The sequence below is a fragment of the Massilia sp. Root418 genome (assembly GCF_001425265.1).
In the GTDB taxonomy this organism is placed as follows: domain Bacteria; phylum Pseudomonadota; class Gammaproteobacteria; order Burkholderiales; family Burkholderiaceae_D; genus Rugamonas.
This window is the reverse complement of the sequence record NZ_LMEC01000024.1, coordinates 83,936-100,693: the sequence shown is the minus strand read 5'-3', so window position 1 is coordinate 100,693 and position 16,758 is coordinate 83,936. Positions and strand designations below refer to the sequence as shown.

At 65.3% G+C, this 16,758-nt stretch carries 15 protein-coding genes; 14 read left to right on the top strand and 1 reads right to left on the bottom strand.

Features of this window, described 5'->3' with window-relative positions; translation table 11 throughout:
- Nucleotides 1-78 precede the first annotated feature (78 nt).
- The 13 genes from ASC94_RS25570 to ASC94_RS25510 all read left to right on the top strand — a co-directional run bounded on the left by ASC94_RS25570 (nt 79) and on the right by ASC94_RS25510 (nt 14,412).
- Nucleotides 79-774, top strand: coding sequence for a CAAX prenyl protease-related protein (locus ASC94_RS25570; protein ID WP_229417409.1), 696 nt, complete (start codon nt 79-81; stop codon nt 772-774).
- Between the two features lie 6 nt (nt 775-780).
- Nucleotides 781-1,980 (top strand): XrtB/PEP-CTERM-associated polysaccharide biosynthesis outer membrane protein EpsL, encoded by a 1,200-nt coding sequence (gene epsL / locus ASC94_RS25565; protein ID WP_157201592.1) that lies wholly within the window; start codon nt 781-783, stop codon nt 1,978-1,980.
- An 8-nt stretch (nt 1,981-1,988) separates the two neighbouring features.
- On the top strand, nt 1,989-3,371 hold the full coding sequence (locus ASC94_RS25560) for an undecaprenyl-phosphate glucose phosphotransferase (protein WP_056403478.1): 1,383 nt from the start codon (nt 1,989-1,991) through the stop codon (nt 3,369-3,371).
- A 123-nt stretch (nt 3,372-3,494) separates the two neighbouring features.
- On the top strand, nt 3,495-4,484 hold the full coding sequence (locus ASC94_RS25555; RefSeq protein ID WP_056402777.1) for an EpsD family peptidyl-prolyl cis-trans isomerase: 990 nt from the start codon (nt 3,495-3,497) through the stop codon (nt 4,482-4,484).
- A 37-nt stretch (nt 4,485-4,521) separates the two neighbouring features.
- Nucleotides 4,522-5,319 carry a polysaccharide export protein EpsE gene (gene epsE / locus ASC94_RS25550; RefSeq protein WP_056402774.1) on the top strand — a complete coding sequence of 266 codons (798 nt, stop codon included), beginning with the start codon at nt 4,522-4,524 and terminating at the stop codon, nt 5,317-5,319.
- Nucleotides 5,320-5,328: 9 nt separating this feature from the next.
- Nucleotides 5,329-6,732 (top strand): chain length determinant protein EpsF, encoded by a 1,404-nt coding sequence (gene epsF / locus ASC94_RS25545; RefSeq protein WP_056402770.1) that lies wholly within the window; start codon nt 5,329-5,331, stop codon nt 6,730-6,732.
- A gap of 13 nt (nt 6,733-6,745) precedes the next feature.
- Nucleotides 6,746-7,615, top strand: a complete 870-nt coding sequence (epsG, locus tag ASC94_RS25540) for a chain length determinant protein tyrosine kinase EpsG (protein ID WP_056403474.1) — start codon at nt 6,746-6,748, stop codon at nt 7,613-7,615.
- On the top strand, nt 7,616-8,527 hold the full coding sequence (gene xrtB, locus ASC94_RS25535) for an exosortase B (RefSeq protein WP_200955825.1): 912 nt from the start codon (nt 7,616-7,618) through the stop codon (nt 8,525-8,527).
- Nucleotides 8,524-9,216, top strand: a complete 693-nt coding sequence (epsI, locus tag ASC94_RS25530; RefSeq protein WP_056402763.1) for an exosortase-associated protein EpsI, B-type — start codon at nt 8,524-8,526, stop codon at nt 9,214-9,216. Before xrtB ends, epsI begins: the two co-directional genes overlap by 4 nt.
- Nucleotides 9,217-9,226: 10 nt before the next feature.
- On the top strand, nt 9,227-10,801 hold the full coding sequence (locus ASC94_RS25525; RefSeq protein WP_082616845.1) for a lipopolysaccharide biosynthesis protein: 1,575 nt from the start codon (nt 9,227-9,229) through the stop codon (nt 10,799-10,801).
- Nucleotides 10,802-11,041: 240 nt separating this feature from the next.
- Nucleotides 11,042-11,830 carry a heparin lyase I family protein gene (locus tag ASC94_RS25520; protein ID WP_162251453.1) on the top strand — a complete coding sequence of 263 codons (789 nt, stop codon included), beginning with the start codon at nt 11,042-11,044 and terminating at the stop codon, nt 11,828-11,830.
- An 18-nt stretch (nt 11,831-11,848) separates the two neighbouring features.
- Nucleotides 11,849-12,724: a polysaccharide lyase gene (locus ASC94_RS25515; RefSeq protein ID WP_056402752.1), complete on the top strand. Its 876-nt coding sequence runs from the start codon at nt 11,849-11,851 to the stop codon at nt 12,722-12,724.
- Nucleotides 12,725-12,819: 95 nt separating this feature from the next.
- Entirely contained in the window at nt 12,820-14,412 is a 1,593-nt protein-coding gene (locus ASC94_RS25510) for a hypothetical protein (RefSeq protein WP_056402747.1), read from the top strand.
- A gap of 126 nt (nt 14,413-14,538) precedes the next feature.
- Here the strand turns inward: ASC94_RS25510 and ASC94_RS25505 are convergent, their stop codons facing one another.
- On the bottom strand, nt 14,539-15,462 hold the full coding sequence (locus ASC94_RS25505) for a glycosyltransferase family 2 protein (RefSeq protein ID WP_056402744.1): 924 nt from the start codon (nt 15,460-15,462) through the stop codon (nt 14,539-14,541).
- A gap of 135 nt (nt 15,463-15,597) precedes the next feature.
- Here ASC94_RS25505 and ASC94_RS25500 point away from each other — a divergent pair, with 135 nt between their 5' ends.
- Nucleotides 15,598-16,749 (top strand): glycosyltransferase family 4 protein, encoded by a 1,152-nt coding sequence (locus tag ASC94_RS25500; protein ID WP_200955824.1) that lies wholly within the window; start codon nt 15,598-15,600, stop codon nt 16,747-16,749.
- Nucleotides 16,750-16,758 lie beyond the last annotated feature (9 nt).

Here is a 16,758-nt window from a genome sequence, read left to right as displayed (position 1 = left end):
AGATCTGCAAAGTTGCCTAGCGGCCCGATCGGGCTGCGGCAGCAATGCAGATTTTTAATTTGGCCGAGGCGCACGACTGTGAAACCCTACATCTCTACCGCCGAACCCGCAGGTTCAGCCCCCGCCCTGGCACGGATTGTTCCGTTCGCCGTCTACCTCTTCTTCATCTTTATCGCCGATGTGCTGTCCCGCATGGGTTACAGCGCGGACGATACCCGCTGGCTGTACGCCGTCAAGATCCTGGCCGTAACGGCCGCGCTGGTGCTGTACTGGCGCCATTACGCCGAGCTGGCGTGGCAGCCCATGCGCGCCTCCCTGGTCCTGGCCAGTACGGCGGTCGGCCTGGCCGTGTTCGTGCTGTGGATCAGCCTGGACGCCGGCTGGATGCAGATCGGCAGCGCTGCGGGCTTCGATCCGCGCCAGCCGGGCGGGGCCATCAACTGGGGCCTGGTCGCGCTGCGCATTGCCGGCGCCGCGTTGGTGGTGCCTGTCATGGAGGAGCTGTTCTGGCGCTCCTTCCTGCTGCGCTGGCTTCAATCTCCCGATTTTCTCACCGTGCGCGCCGCGGCCGTGTCGCTGAAGGCGCTCGCCATCACCGTGGTCCTGTTCGGTTTTGAGCACAACTTGTGGCTGGCCGGCATGGTTGCCGGCTTGGCTTACGGCCTGCTGTATATGCGCAGCGGCAACCTCTGGACCGCCATCGTGGCGCACGGCGTCACCAATGGGGTGCTGGGCGCGTGGATCGTGGTCACAGGCAATTGGCACTACTGGTAAATTCCCATGCGACCTATATTCAAACCCCACCCATTGGCGCTGCTGATCGGCGCGCTAGGCGCGGCCGCATCGGCCCCGGCCGGCGCCGGCATCAGCGACACCGTCCATCCCTATCTGGCGGTCACGCGCTCGCACGACGCCAACCTGTTCCGGCTGGACGACAACACGCCCGGCTTCGTCGGCCCGCGCGACGACACGCTTACCCAAACGCAGTACGGCTTGCTGGTCGACATGCCCATCAGCCGCCAGAAGCTGACCGGGCAGTTCAAGCAGTCGCGCGTGAAGTTCGACCATTACAGCGAACTCGATTACAGCGGCAAGGATTACCTGGCCGACCTGGAATGGCACATCGGCAACCACCTGGAAGGCCACATCGGCGGCCTGTATGCGCAAACGCTGACCTCCTTCAGCGACTTCCACAGCAACCAGCGCAACCTGCGCGTGCAAAAGCGCGAATACGTGGACGGGGCCTGGCGCTTCCACCCCAGCTACCGCGTGCGCGCGGCCGCCAGCAGCCAGAAATTCACCTACGACCTGCCGCAGCAGCAGTTCAACAACCGCACCGAGGACCAGGCCGATATCGGCTTCGACTACCTGCCGCCCAGCGGCAGCCGTTTCGGCTTGCAGGTCAGCCAGCTCAAGGGCAAATACCCGAACCACCGCATCCTGGGCGGCACCGCGATTGACGACGGCTACACCCAGAACGAGCTGAAGGCCAATATTTACTGGCTCTTCAGTGCCACCTCGCAATTCACCATGCTGGCCGGCTGGGCCGAGCGCAAGCACAGCTACTTCGGGGAACGCGATAGCAGCGGCCTGAACGGGCGCGCCAGGATGAATTGGTCCATGCTGCGCAAGCTGCGCATGGATGCCTCCGTGTGGCGCGAGTTCGCGCCGGTGGAAAGCAACTTCGTGAATAATAGTTTGAACAAGGGCGCCAGCTTCAGCACCACCTGGGACGTGAGCGCCAAGGTGAACGTGAATGCTGCGGTGCGTCGTGAAAAGCGCGATTTTAGTACCCTAGAGGGCCGGATCGCGCCGCCCAACCTGCACGACAAAAGCCGCAACGCGTCCCTGGGCGTGAATTATGCGCCGCTGCAGTCGGTACGGCTGTCCGCCAATGTGTTTCATGAAGTTCGTAGCGGAAACGCCTCCACCAACTACCGCACTCACGGCGCCGCCGTGAGTGCCAGCATACAGTTTTGAGAATGGCCATGACGGTTAACGATATACCCCTGATCTCCTTCTTCCAGCGCGTGCTGGACCCGCTCATCATTATGGGCACGCTATACCTGTTTTCCATGCTGTTCGCAGAACCGTTCACCGGCTATTCGCTGGTGCTGATGATCCTGGCCTTCTTCATTTCGTCTTCGGTGTACCAGTACGTCGATCCCTACCGCACTTGGCGCAGCGGCCGCATGATGGCCTATGCGCGCGACATCGTGGTGGGCTGGGTGGTCACGGCGCTGATCCTGGTATTCCTGGGCTCGGTCAGCGGCCTGTCCTACCACTACGACGAGAACGTGGTGCTGGTGTGGTTCGCCGCCACGCCCTTCGTGCTGCTGGCCAGCCACATGGCGGCGCGCAAGCTGGGCTCGGACCCCAACAAGGACAGCGAAGTGCGCTCCGTGCTCATCATCGGTGCCAACGACGTGGGCGTGAAGTTCGCCAACACCATCGACCGCTTCCCCAATCTCTACATGAAGGTGTGCGGCTTCTTCGACGACCGCACCGATGAGCGCCTGCCGCGCAATGTGCGCCATCCGGTGCTGGGCACCATGGATGACATCGCCGCCTATGTGCGGCAGCACCAGATCAAGATGATCTTCATCAGCCAGCCCATCTCGGCCCAGCCGCGCATCCGCCGTTTGCTCGATGAACTGCAGGACACCACGGCCTCGGTCTATTTCCTGCCCGATATCTACGTGTTCGACCTGATGCAGGCCCGCTTCGACAACGTGGGCGGCATGCCGGTGATCGCCATCTGCGAAAGCCCGTTCACCGGCTTCAACAGCCTGGTCAAGCGCAGCAGCGACATCGTGCTGGCGTCGCTGATCACGCTGGCGCTGGTGCCGGTGATGGCGGTGATTGCCGCGGCCGTGCGCATCAGTTCCCCCGGCCCGGTGATCTTCCGCCAGCGCCGCTACGGTTTGTACGGCGAGGAAATCATCGTCTACAAATTCCGCTCGATGACGGTGGCCGAGGATGGCGCCCAGGTGGTGCAGGCCAAGAAGAACGACCAGCGCGTCACGCGCATCGGCGCCTTCCTGCGCAAGTCCTCGCTCGATGAATTGCCACAGTTCATCAACGTGCTGCAAGGGCGCATGAGCATAGTCGGCCCGCGTCCGCACGCGGTGGCGCACAACGAGCAGTACCGCAAGCTGATCAAGGGCTACATGCTGCGCCACAAGGTCAAGCCCGGCATCACCGGCTGGGCCCAGGTCAACGGCTTGCGGGGCGAAACGGAAACGCTGGACAAGATGGAAGCCCGCATCCGTTACGACCTCGACTATCTGCGCAACTGGTCGCTCTGGATGGACCTGTGGATCGTCGTGCGCACCCTGAAAGTGGTGGCTGCCCGGGAGAATGCGCACTAAGCGCGCCGTTTGCCCCCACCGTCCCGCCTGCTCTGCCATTCGTGCGTCACGGTTGGCATTGTTTGGTTAAGATGTTTGTCTAATGACAATGTTGTACAGAAAAGTTTTCACAAAGGAACGATCATGAAAAATGCATCCCCATCCAGTCGTTCGGTTGCCGCCCTGATGCTGCTGGCGGCGCTTACCCTGTCCGCGTGCGGCGAGAAAGCCAAGAAAAATGGCCAGGCGCTGGCCAGCGTCAATGGCGAGGAGATTACCGTGTTGCAGCTCAACGAGGAGATGCAACGCTCCGGCGTGCAGGCGGCGCAGCAGGAAACGGCCCGCAAGCAGTTGCTGGAAGGCCTGATCGACCGCCAGCTGCTGCAAAACGAGGCCGCCAAGGACAAGCTGGAGCGCGACCCGCAGGTGATGCAGGCCATCGAACGGGCCAAGGCCATGATCGTGGCGCAGGCCTATATGCAAAAGCGCATCGGCAACCAGGCCCGCCCCGCCAAGACCGAGGTGGAGCAGTACTACCAGCAGCATCCGGAATTCTTTGCCAACCGCAAGCAGTTCGACATGCGCCAGCTGGTGCTGGCCACCAAGGATGTCAGCGAGCCGCTCAAGGCCCAGCTTGACAGCGCCAAGTCGCTGGAGGACGCCGCTGCCTGGCTGGACCAGCACCAGATCAAATACGTGCGCGCCGGCCTGACCCGCACCAGCACCGATTTGCCGCCGGAACTGGGCGCGCGCCTGGCGTCCATGCCCAAGGGCCAGCTGTTCATCATCCGCGAAGGCGAACGCAGCATGCTGATCCAGATCGCCGAGATCAAGGACAGCCCGCTGAGCCTGGAAGCGGCCACCAGCCAGATCGAGCAGTTCCTGTTCAACAAGAAGAACAAGGAAGCGGCCGAAGCAGAAATCAAGCGCCTGCGCTCGACCGCCAAGATCGAGTACTTCAACAAGCCGGCCGACGGCGCACCGGCCAGCCCGGCCGCCGCCACCGCGGCTGCCGCGCCTGCGCCTGCCGCGCCTGCCGCTACAGCGCCGGTGCCGGTGCCGCCGGCGCAAGCCGCCGCCTCGCAGTCCGTGGCCGACGATGCCGCCGCGCGCGGCGTGGCCGGCCTGAAATAATCGTCCCCGCATCCACCTGATAATAAGTGAGCTCATCATGAAAAAACTCATCCTGTGGCTGGCCATGGCCCTGTCCATGGTCATGGCGCTGGCCGTGCGTCCCGCGCTGGCGGCCGACATTGTGCTCGGCTCGGGCGACATCCTGAAGATTTCCGTCTACGGCAGTCCCGACCTGGCGCTGGAAACCCGCGTCAGCGACAGCGGCAGCATCACCTTCCCGCTGATCGGCCAGGTGGTCGTGGGCGGCCTGACCGTGCCCGCTGCTGAAAAGAAAATCGGCAGCGCGCTGGAAAGCGGCGGCTATGTGAAGCGCGCCCAGGTCAACATCCTGGTCACGCAGATCCTGAGCCAGCAGGTGTCCGTGCTGGGCCAGGTGAACCGTCCGGGCCGCTACCCGGTGGACGGCAAGCGCAGCCTGATGGACATGCTGGCGCAGGCCGGCGGCATCGGCCCCGAAGGCGGCGATACCGTGACCCTGATCCGCACCCGCGACGGCAAGACCACGCGCGAAGTGATCGACGTGGTGCAGATGGTGCAGGCGGCCGATTTCGGCCGCGACTATCCGCTGCAGCCGAACGACGTCATCTTCGTCGAGCGCGCGCCGCGCTTCTACATCTACGGCGAAGTGCAGCATCCCGGTCCGGTACGCCTGGAGCGCGGCATGACGGTGCTGCAGGCGCTGTCGGCCGGCGGCGGCCTGACCCCGCGCGGCACCGAGCGCGGCATGCGCATCAAGCGCAAGGACGCCAACGGCCAGCTGCAGGTGCTGAGCGTGAAGCACGACGATCCGATCCAGGTTGACGACATTGTGTACGTCAAGGAAAGCCTGTTCTAAGGAAATACCATGAATTTCGCCCAATTTTTACTGATACTGCAGGCACGCAAGAAAATCGTGCTGGGCACCCTGATCGCCACGGTGGCCATCACGGTGCTGGTCAGCCTGCTCCTGCCGGCCACCTACAAGGGTTCCTCCTCGGTGCTGCTGAACACCAAGGGCGTGGACCCGGTCACCGGCATGACCATGCCGGGCCAGCTCATGCCCAGCTACGTGGCCACCCAGATCGACCTGATCTCCAGCAAGAACGTGGCGCTGCGCGTGGTGGACCAGCTCAAGCTGGCCACCAACCCGGCAGTGCAGCAGCAGTTCCGCGAGGATACCGGCGGCAAGGGCACGGTGCGCGACTGGCTGGCCGACCTGCTGCTCAAGAAGCTGGACGTGGTGCCCTCGCGCGAGAGCAGCGTCATCGAAATCAATTTTAAGGGCTCCGACCCGACCTTCGTGGCGGCGGTGGCCAATGCCTTCGCCGATGAGTACCAGAAGCTCAGCGTGCAGCTCAAGGCCGATCCGATGAAGAAGGCCACCGGCTACTTCACCGAGCAGATCAAGGGCTTGCGCGACCAGCTGGAAGCGGCCCAGAGCCGGCTCTCGAAATACCAGCAGGAAAACGGCATCGTCAGCCTGGACAACCGCCTGGACGTGGAATCGAACCGCCTGAACGACCTGTCGGCCCAGCTGGTGGTGGCGCAGGCGCAGCAGATGGAAGCCAGTTCGCGGCGCAGCGTGGCCAGCGGCCGCGCGCTTGATTCGCCGGACGTGGCAGCCAGCCCGCTGGTGCAGAACCTGCGCGCCCAGCTGAGCATGGCCGACACCAAGCTGGCCGAGATCGGCCAGCGCCTGGGCCGCAACCATCCGCAATACCAGAGCGCCAAGGCGGAAGCGGACCAGCTGCGCGCCAGCCTGAACTCGGCGGTGGCCTCCACCTCCAACAGCGTGGGCAACAACGCCCAGATCCTGGGCGCACGCGAATCGGCGCTGCGCGAGGCGCTGGCCGAGCAGAAGACCAAGATCCTGGAGATCAACCGTTCGCGCGACGAACTCAATGTGCTGCAGCGCGACGTCGAAGCGGCCCAGCGCGCCATGGACGCGGCCTCGCTGCGCCTGTCGCAGACGCGCATGGAAGGCCAGTCCGACCAGACCGACATCGCCGTGCTGAATCCGGCTGTGCCGCCGGTCGAACCGTCCTCGCCGCGCCTGGTGCTCAACACCGTGCTGGCCCTGTTCATGGGCACCTTGCTGGGCGTGGGCTTCGGCATGCTGGCCGAGATGCTGGACCGCCGCGTACGTTCGCGCAGCGACCTCGCCGACCTGGTGCAGATTCCTGTGCTGGGCGAAATTCACTGGGGCCCGGCCCGTGCCCGCTCCAAGCTGGGCATGGCGCTGATGCCGCGCCGCGTGCGCCTGACCTGATATGGGATTGATTATGAACCACCCTGCCATGACTCCTGCGGCGCTGCCGCCCGCCGTCGACTCCAGCATCGGCGGCCTGTTGCTGGCCTCCGGCAAGCTGAGCCCTGAAAACGCCGAGCGCGTGCTGCGCATGCAGCAGGAACTGGGCATCCGCTTCGGTGAGGCGGCCCAGCGCCTGGGCCTGATCTCCGAGGCCGACATCCAGCAAGTGCTGGCGCGCCAGTTCGACTACCCCTACCTGACCCCGGGCGACGGCGGCATGTCGCCGCAGCTGGTGGCGGCCTACCATCCCTTCTCGCCGCAGGTGGAAGTGCTGCGCGCCGTGCGCAGCCAGCTGATGCTGCGCTGGTTCGGACGCGGCCGCAAGGCGCTGGCCGTGGCCGGCGTGGAGCCGGGCGACGGCGCCAGCCTGTTTGCCGCCAACCTGGCGGTGGTGTTCTCGCAGCTGGGCGAACAGACCCTGCTGGTGGACGCCAATCTGCGCACCCCGCGCCAGCAGGACATCTTCGGCCTCAAGCAGCGCGCCGGCCTGTCCGATGTGCTGGCCGGCCGCGCCGAGCTGAGCGTGGTGGAAAAGATCGACGAGCTGGTCGACCTGTCGGTGCTGGTATCGGGCACCTTGCCGCCCAACCCGCAGGAATTGCTGGCGCGCGCCGCGTTCGCCGGCCTGAACCTCAATTTCGAATCGCGCTACGACGTGGTGCTGTACGATGCGCCGGCCTGCGTGCTGGGCTCGGACACCCTGGCCCTGGCTTCCCGCGTGGGCGGGGTGCTGCTGGTGGCGCGCAAGAACCGCACCTCGCTGGGCGCCATCAGCGCCTGCGTGGACCAGCTGCAGCACGCTGGCATCGCCGTGGTCGGTTCCGTGATGGTGGAGCACTAAATGCTTTCCGCCAGCACTCCTATGCCGCCGGCGCGCGAATCCGCCGCCGGCCCCCTGCCGGTCGCCTGGCTGCTGGCGCTGGCCGGGCTGCTGGCCCTCTACCTGCCCACGTTCTACGACGCGCTGCAGGAAGTGTGGGGCAGGGAAGAGCAGGCGCATGGCCCCATCATCCTGGGGGTGTCGCTGTGGCTGCTGTACCGCAACTGGCCAGCCATGCTGGCTGTGTCGGCCAAGCAGGCCAATCCCGGTTCGGCCTGGGGCTGGCCGGTGCTGGTGCTGGGCCTGTTGTGCTACCTGCTGGGGCGGGTGCTCAACATCCAGGTGATCGAGATGTTCTCCTTCCCGTGCACGGTGGTGGCGGTGCTGCTGCTGCTGCAGGGGGCGGCCGCGCTACGGGTGCAGTGGTTCCCGCTGTTCTTCATGCTGTTCATGCTGCCGCTGCCGGGCCCGTTTGTTGACACGGTGACCATGCCGATGAAGATGGCGGTGTCCTGGTGCGCCGAGCACATCCTGTTTGCCTTCGGATACCCGATCGCGCGCAGCGGGGTGGTACTGCAAGTGGGCCAGTATCAACTTTTGGTCGCTGACGCGTGCGCCGGCCTGCACACCCTGTTCACCCTGGAAGCGCTCGGCCTGCTGTACCTGAATATCGTGCGGCACGGCTCCTTCCTGCGCAATGTGGGGCTGGCCTTATTGATCGTGCCGATTTCCTTTACCGCCAATATTATCCGCGTCATTACGCTGACTTTGATTACCTATCATTTTGGCGATGCCGCAGGTCAGGGTTTCTTGCACGGCTTTGCCGGCATGGTGCTATTTATTAGCGCGCTATTGCTCATCATCGGCGTCGATACGCTGTTGCGCGGTGCCGTGCGCACCCGCGCCCATGTGCAGAACAGGAGTGCAAAATGAACCGCAGAACCGCCGCCGGCGCCGTGCTGGCCGCCCTGATGGGCGGAACCAGCGCGGCCGCCGCCTTGCTCAAGCCGAAAAAACACGATGCGCCCGAGATGGAAAAGCTGGGCCTGGACACCCTGATCCCGGCCGAGTTCGCCGGCTGGCGCATCGACCGCACCGTGGTGCCGGTGCTGCCCCCGCCCGAGGTGGAAGAAGTGATCGGCAAGCTGTACGACGAAACCCTGGCGCGCACCTACATCAACGGGCGCGGCCAGCGGGTGATGCTGTCGATCGCCTATGGCGGCGACCAGACCGGTCGGCTGCGCGTGCACCGCCCGGAGAAATGCTATTCGGCCCAGGGCTTCAGGGTCGACAAGGTGTCGCAGCAGCAGCAGCAGATCGGCGGCGCCAACGTCACCGTCAACCGCCTGTATGCGGCGCTGGGCGCGCGCCAGGAGCCGATCAGCTACTGGGTGCGGGTGGGCGACGAAACCGTGGACGGGGCGCTGGCCCAGCGCCTGACCCAGCTGCGCTTCAGCCTGAACGGGCAGATCCCGGACGGCCTGCTGTTCCGCGTGTCCAACATCGGCGCCGACCGCGAGGCCGGCTACGCGCTGCAGGATAGTTTCATCGCCGACCTGGTGCGCAGCCTGCCGCCGGCCGACGCGGCCAAGCTGGTTGGCCACCCCGCAAGGAAGTCATAAAAAGAAGATTATGTCTGAAAATTATTCGGGCCGTGCTTTTAATAAAAGCATAGGCTATTACGTAGGCGGCCGTTTTTTAAATGCGTTGGCCGCTTTTTTTATTCTTATCTGGATTGCGCGCCAGCTCCCCGAGAATCAATATATTAATTATGTGGCTGCCTATTCGATTATCGAAATGGGCATCGTCTTATCCGGTTTCGGCATGGAATGGGTGACCGGCATCTATATTCCCCAGATCCGCATGCACGCCAGCGGGCGCGCGCTGTACCGCTTCGTGTGGCAGAGCGCCGGCCTGCAGGCGCTGCTGCTGGCGGGCGGGTCCTTGATACTGTTTTTTACAGCGCCGCTGCTGACGCACTGGCTGGGCCTGCGCGACGCGGACGGCGTGCTGCGCCTGTATGCGGGCGTGATGCTGATCGAAGGCGTGAGCCGGGTGTTCCGCGACCAGCTGCTGTCCAGCCTGCTATTGCAAAAAGCCGGCCAGGCCAGCCAGCTGCTGCGCAACGTGGCGCTGGCCGGCTACGCCGTGCTGGCCTTTTCGCATGAGGAATGGCGCAATGCGCACGCGCTGGCGGTGGGCGAACTGATCGCCAGCAGCTGCAGCCTGCTGGTGGCGGCCTGGTGTTTGCAGCGCCATCTGCTGCAGGTGCGCCTGCAGGCAGCCGCGGCGCCCGCCGGCCAGGCGCCCGGCGCAGCGGCCCAGGCCCCGTGGCGCATGCCGGCCTGGCGCGACATGCTGCGCGTGGGCCGCAACGCCTGGCTGAGCAATATTGCCAACCTGACCTGGAGCTGGCAGGCCGTGATCCTGCTGGCCACCCGCACCCTGGGGCCGGACGCCGCCGCGCCGCTGGGCTTTGCCCGCAATCTCGCCGAGCAGGTGCGCAAATACCTGCCCAGTGAATTCCTGCTGGGCATCGTGCGCACCCTGCTGGTGGTGCGCTATGCCGCCGAGCAGGACAAGGACAAGCTGGGCCTGCGTGCCGGCCTGATCTACAAGGTCAATCTGCTGTGCCTGCTGCCCTTGCTGGTGCTGTGCGCGGTGCGCGGCGCCGACCTGGCCGCCTTCCTCAGCAATGGCCGCTACCCGGATGCGCACTGGCTGCTGACTGGCTGGCTGGCCGTACTGGTGATCCTGGCCCATCGCCGACTGACCGACCTGATGGCCCATACCCTGGGCCGCTCCTCGGCCACCACGCGCGCCAATTTCGCCTTGCTGGTGACGCCGCTGGCGCTGCTGCTGGCGGCACCGCAACAGCGCTGGAGCCTGCTCTTTGCGGTGCTGGTGGTGGCCGAGACCGTCTATTCGGCGCTGGTGCTGCGCCAGCTGCGCACGCCGCACTGGCATTACCGCCTGCACTGGAGCGGGCTGGCCAAGTACCTGCTGGCCGGCCTGCTGGCTGCCATGGTGCTGGCCGGCTTGCCGGGCGGGGCGGATGCCTTCCACCTGGCGCTGGCATTGTGCGCGGCCACGGGCGTGAGTTGGGGCGCGCTTTTACTGCTGCGTCCGCTGTCGGCCGCCGAACTGGGCCTGCTGCCTGCGCGCGCCTTGCGTCTGCTGCGCCAGAGGCCGGCTGTTTCAAGTTAATATAAATGAACTCACCATTCTCAATTTGATATTAACGGAAATAAATAATCGTGATGCCTTTATCAATTGGCGATATTTCATTCTAATTTTGCACGCGTCGATTAATAAGCGAATCGCATAGAATTGTTGGCTCGTGGCAACGCTTAATTCGCTCGTTTTATGCTATCGTAATTAAATAACGAAACACGGAGGAACGCCGTTATGCAATTACCGAAACTTGGTTTTATTATTATGAGCGCATTGGCTAGCGCAACTGCCTGGAGCCAGATCGATCCCAGCGTGGGCGGCGCGGTGCCGCAGGCCGATTTCAGCAAGCGCTACGCGCTGTATTCGGCCTGGAGCGGCAACCTGACCTACGCCACCGATCCGTCGGGCAGCGGGCGCACGGTGTTGCGCACCCGCGTGCGCAGCACGGACGCCAAGGTGAGCGGCGTGCTGCGCACCGATTTTCTGCCGAAGGGCGAGGGCACCATGACCGGCCCGCGCTGGTATGGCCTGAGCGTCTACTTCCCCACCACCTGGGTGGCGCACCCAAACCCGGCTGTCGTGGCGCAGGTGGGCCCGGTGGTGCCGGTGGGCGGCTTGCCGGCACCGCTGGCCATCGTGGTGCGCGGCACCTCGATCGAACTGAACCTGGGCTTCAACCACCGCCCCCTGAGCGGCACCACGGACGTGGCCACGGTGGCCAATTCGGCGGTCAAGGCCGTCAAGCTGGGCACGCTGCAGACCGGTAAATGGTATTGCTTCGCCGTACGCTCCGAGTGGTCGCCCACGCTGGGCAATGGCGCGCTGACGATTTACCAGAACCGCGACAAGATTTTCGACGCGCAGCGCGACATCAATTCCTATCCCGGCAGCGCCAGCAATGTGCCGCGCGTGGGCTTGTCCTTCCCCGGTTTGCTGGGCGTGGCCGAGCGCGTGCTGTACACGGACTTCATCCGCCTGGGCGGCCCGGACACCACCCTGGAAAAACTATTGGCGGAAACGCCATGCAAAACCACCACCGCGACCACGGCGCTGGTGAAATAAACCCGAGAGAGGTTAAGCATGCAACTGACGAAAAAACTTATCGCGCTGGCAGCCCTGTGCGGCACCATGGCGGGCGCCCACGCCCAGATCGACCCGGCGCGCGGCGGTCCGGTCACCACCATGGCCACCAACCCTAAGACCTACCAGTACATTTCCTGGCTGCTGGCGGCCAACGCCACCGCCACCATCCGCTATTTCCCGGATTTCTACACCATCAACAGTGGTTCGCCCAGCAACGTGACGCTGGAGGACGATCCGGCCGGCAGCGGCAGGAAGGTGTTCCACATGAAAGTGGCGAAGACCGATCCGCTGGTGTTGGGCGGCTCGCGCACCGAGATTTCGCCGCGCAACGAATACGTGAAGGAAGGGCTGCGCTGGTACACCTTCAGCATGTATTTCCCGGGCGACTGGGTGTTCAGCAACACGCCCACCCTGGTGGCGCAGCTGCACACCAGCCAGAACACGGCCGTGGTGTCGCCGCCGGCCTCGCTGACCGTGCTGGACCGCACGCTGTCGCTGGACTTCAATTACAACCACCGCAGCACCAGCGGCGGCACCGACCCGGCCACGCGCGCCAATTCGGTGGCCGAGTCGATCCGGCTCGGCACCATCGAGCTGAACAAGTGGTATTGCTTCGTGGTGCGCGCCGACTGGTCGTACAAGCCCGGTGTGGGCCAGATCCAGGTATGGATGAACGGCACCGAGGTGTTCAGCGCCAAGAACACCTACAACAGCTATGAAACCTGGCTGGGCAACTACGCCAAGGTGGGCCTGTACCTGCCGGGCACCATGATGGTGCCGTCGCGCCATCTGTACGCCGACTTCATCCATCTGGGCGGCCCCACCAGCACCTACGACCTGATGTATTCGCAGACCCCCTGCGCGCCGAAGTAAGCCGCTGTAAACCGAAGACCGCTTGCGCAATCGCGTGGGCGGTTTTTTGACTATATGATAAGTTACCTGGACTACAGATTTCCACGGTAACCATCATGAAGTTCCCCACCGCGCCGCGCATGCCCGGCAAGCTGCGCTCCAGCCTGTCCGCGCTCCCCCTGGTCCTGGTCGGCCTGCTCAGCGTGCTGCTGTTCGGCGGCCTGGTCGGCCTTGGCGCCGGCCTGTTCGCCTTGATCCTGATTGCACCGGTGCTGGTGTTCGGCGTGCTGCTGTTCACCGGTTCGTTTTCCAGTTTCCGCTTCGGCGGCGAGGGCGTATTCTGGCTGATGCTGGGATTGACCCTGCTGACGGCGCTGGCCGACACCGTGTCCCCGGTGCGTACGCGCGGCGTCATGTCCATCGTGCTGATCCCGCTGGCCATCTACGCCTTGCGCGGCCTGTTCATCTTTGCCGGCAATTCCTGGCTCGGCAAGCTGATGGTGGCCGTGTTCGCCCTGTTCTTCGCGCTGGGCGCGGCCAGCTCCATCAGTGCCGGCCGCATCCACTGGCATCCCTTCTTCTACCAGATCGGCTACGACCTGAAACTGCCCATCATGCTGCTGCTGGGCTTTAGCGTCACCTTGGGCGAGCGCAGCGAACAGCGCTTCTGGCTGCTGGTCAAGGTGGTGCTGGTGCTGTGCCTGGCCGCGCTGGCGGTGGAATTCGCCGCCCCGTCGGTGCACCACCTGATTGCGCGCAACGCGGGCGGGGGCCAGAACGGCAATCCGCTGGTGCCCGGCCTGCACCTGGCCACCGGCCCGTTTGTCCACCCCAGCGTGCTCGCATCGGTGGGCTCGCTGTTCCTGTGCTGTGTCTTCGTGCGGCGGCTGGGCGGGCAGGGCAGCACCATCGGCAACTACCTGCTGCTGTGCGGCTTCATGCTGGTGCTGCTGCTGGCCGGCGAGCGCCAGGAAATCTTCGACGCCCTGGCGGCCTGCGCCATCCTGCTGTTCGCGGCAAAGATGAAGCCGAGGATCAGCGCGGTGCTGCTGGCCGTGGCCGCTGTGGCGCTGCTGCTGGGCGCCTTGCTGCTGATGCTGGGGCCGGTGCACCGCGCCGAGCTGGGGCTGCAGTGGGGCATCCTGCCGTCCTACCAGGCGCTGGGCAATCCACGTACCGTGCTCTACCTGGATGGTTTCCACCTCGCGAATACCTACTTCCCGTTCGGCACGGGCTTTGGCAAATTCGGCGGCGACGCCGCCCGCATGTACGACCGTTCGGTGTACGAAATGCTGGGCTACAGCACGCGCTACTGGTGGTATCGCCAGGACTTGTACCTGCTGGATACCTACTGGCCCAACCTGTTCGCTGAAACCGGCTGGATAGGCGGCAGCGTGGTGTTCCTGTTTGGCGGCGTGATGACCTTGTTCGCGCTGCAGCGCGCCTGGACCGTGCAGCATCCGCGCGAGCGCATGCTGTGGCGCCTGGCTTTCGTGGGCCACTTCCTGGCCTTCACCGGCTCGCTGACGGCGCCAATCTACGGCGACCCGAACGCGGTGGCGGTCCCGTTCATGTTCTTCGGCATGGCGTTCGCGTATTCGCTGCAGCTGCGCCGCGCGGAAGCGGCCGAGCGCGCCAAGCGCGGCGGCGAGTTCTCCGCGCATGCGGCCAGGCCGGCAGCGGTGCCGGCCACGCCCTGGGCGGCCTGAGGGCGGCGGGGCCCGCGGTCGGGCATCGGCGCAAGCCCGCCTGGCCGCGGCGATGCCGCGCGGAAGAGATGCAGGGAAGTGCGGGGAGAAGTGCGCCGCGCTCAGCGGCGCGCAGGGGGAGACGGATCAGCGGTACCAGACCAGTTTTTCGTACTGGTGCACCAGCAGGATGCCCCAGCAGCGCGGGCTGGTCAGCAGCAGCTGCGCCAGTTCCAGCCAGCGCTTGCCGCGCACGGCGGGCTTGAGGCGTGCCTTGGCGTCCAGGCCGCCGATCAGCCAGCCGCGCAGGCGCGCGGCCATGCGGGCCGCTTGCGGCCAGCGCGCGCCATATTGCTGCAGGATGTCGCGGTGCAGCCGCAACGGCGACACCGTGTCCACCTTGGTCTGGCTGAAATTTTTTTCCGCCAGCCGCATGGTGTAGCGGTAGCCTGCGAACGGCAGCAGCGCGGTGCGGGCACCGGCCATCACGGCATCCACCAGCAGGCGCCAGTCCTCGCCGAAGCGCAGCGCCGGCTGGTAGCGCAAGCCGTGCTGGTTGAGCCAGGCGCGGCGGAACAGCGGCTTGGTCCAGCCCAGCGGCGCGCGCTGGCCCGGCAGATCCCACAGCAGCAGTTCCTGCATGCCGATGCGGCGCGCCGTGCGCACCCAGGGCCAGCTGGACGCCACCACCTTGTCCTGCGCCGCGTTGTACAGCGCCAGACGGTCGCACAGCAGGTCGTGCTGGTCCGCCTGCAAGTAGGGCAGGAAGCTGGCCAGCCTGTCCTCGGTCCAGGCATCGTCGGCATCGAGCAGTGCGATCCACTCGCCGCGCGCGGCGTCGAAGCCGGCGTTGCGGGCCACCGCCGGGCCGCCGTTCTGCGGCTGCTCGATCAGGCGGATGCGGTCGTCGGCCAGCGCCCAGCGCCGCACCAGCTCGCGCGTGTCGTCGCGCGAACAGTCGTCCACCACGATGATTTCCCAGTCGCGGTAGCTTTGTTTCTGGACGGATTCCAGCGCCGTGGCGATGCAGGAAGCGGCGTTATAGGCGGGGATGACGATGCTGATTTTCATGCTCTGATTCTAGCATGGCACTTTGTCAAACTTGCTCTAAACATATCTCGTATCGTGCGCACCGAGCACGATAGAATTGTCGTGCATTACTGCTATGATTGTCTTGCTTACTTTCATTTTAGTCATTGATCAGTCATGAGTTCAGCCAGCACAGCAGTTTCTGGCCCGCGCCGCATTTTGATGGTCGGCACCGGCCTGGAGGCCCACGGCGGCATCACCGCCGTGATCCGCTCCTATATGGACGTGCGCCTGTTCGAACAGTGGGGCGTGCGCTACATCTCGACCTACGAAGGCAAGGGCAAGCTGACCCAGCTGCGCACCATGGCCTCCGCGCTGTGGCGCGTTGTGTGGCTGCTGGCCGCGCGCCGGGTGGATGTGGTGCACGTGCACAGCGCTTCGCGCGGCAGTTTCTGGCGCAAGTCGCTGGTGGCGGCGCTGGCCTTCGCCTTCCGCGTGCCCTATGTGTTCCATATCCATAGCGGTGAATTCCCCGATTTTTATGCGCACAGCTGCGGCGCGGCCGCGCGCGCCTGGGTGCGCCTGGTGCTGCGCCGCGCCGCGCGCGTGGTGGTGGTGGCGCCACGCTGGCGGGCAGACGTGCTGCGCATCGAACCGGCCGCGCGCGTGGCGGTGGTGGGCAATCCGGTGCGCGTGCCGCCGCTGCTGGCGCCGCTGCGCAGCCCGGCCGTGGCCGGTGCGCCGGGCGCCACCGTGCTGTTCCTGGGCCGCCTGCACGAGAAAAAGGGCATCTTCGACCTGGTGCGCGCCATCCCCGCCGTGCTGGCCGCGCTGCCCGGCACCACCTTTGTCTTTGCCGGCGACGGCGAAATCGAAGGCGTGCGCAAGCTGGCCGAAGAGCTGGGCGTGGCGCACGCGGTGCGCCTGCCGGGCTGGGTCGACGGCGCGGCCAAGCAGCAGCACCTGGAGCAGGCCGACCTGTTCGTGCTGCCCACGTATTTCGAAGCGCTCGGCGTGGCGCTGCTGGAAGCCATGTCCTGCGGCGTGCCGGTGATTGCCACCCCGGTCGGCGGCATTCCGGATTTTATCGACGACGGCGTGGAAGCGCTGCTGGTGCCGCCCGGACCGGGCACGGCGCTGGCCGCTGCCATTATCGCCGCCCTGCAAGACCCGGCGCTGCGCGCCCGCCTGCGCGAGCGCGCCTTCGCGCGCGTCGGCCGCGACTATTCGTTCGACGCCGTGCTGGCGCAGCTGCGCGCGATCTATACCGAATTGGGCGTGCCGCTCAGCCCTGCCATCGTGGCGAACGGGCTGGCGCGCGCAGCCTGACTCAGCCGT

Coding starts and splice junctions, on each gene's coding strand:
- epsG (WP_056403474.1), top strand. CDS start 6,746: ATGAACCACCCTGCCATGACTCCTGCGGCGCTGCCGCCCGCCGTCGAC.
- epsI (WP_056402763.1), top strand. CDS start 8,524: ATGAACCGCAGAACCGCCGCCGGCGCCGTGCTGGCCGCCCTGATGGGC.
- ASC94_RS25525 (WP_082616845.1), top strand. CDS start 9,227: ATGTCTGAAAATTATTCGGGCCGTGCTTTTAATAAAAGCATAGGCTAT.
- epsF (WP_056402770.1), top strand. CDS start 5,329: ATGAATTTCGCCCAATTTTTACTGATACTGCAGGCACGCAAGAAAATC.
- ASC94_RS25510 (WP_056402747.1), top strand. CDS start 12,820: ATGAAGTTCCCCACCGCGCCGCGCATGCCCGGCAAGCTGCGCTCCAGC.
- epsE (WP_056402774.1), top strand. CDS start 4,522: ATGAAAAAACTCATCCTGTGGCTGGCCATGGCCCTGTCCATGGTCATG.
- ASC94_RS25555 (WP_056402777.1), top strand. CDS start 3,495: ATGAAAAATGCATCCCCATCCAGTCGTTCGGTTGCCGCCCTGATGCTG.
- epsL (WP_157201592.1), top strand. CDS start 781: ATGCGACCTATATTCAAACCCCACCCATTGGCGCTGCTGATCGGCGCG.
- ASC94_RS25515 (WP_056402752.1), top strand. CDS start 11,849: ATGCAACTGACGAAAAAACTTATCGCGCTGGCAGCCCTGTGCGGCACC.
- xrtB (WP_200955825.1), top strand. CDS start 7,616: ATGCTTTCCGCCAGCACTCCTATGCCGCCGGCGCGCGAATCCGCCGCC.
- ASC94_RS25560 (WP_056403478.1), top strand. CDS start 1,989: ATGACGGTTAACGATATACCCCTGATCTCCTTCTTCCAGCGCGTGCTG.
- ASC94_RS25500 (WP_200955824.1), top strand. CDS start 15,598: ATGAGTTCAGCCAGCACAGCAGTTTCTGGCCCGCGCCGCATTTTGATG.
- ASC94_RS25505 (WP_056402744.1), bottom strand. CDS start 15,462: ATGAAAATCAGCATCGTCATCCCCGCCTATAACGCCGCTTCCTGCATC.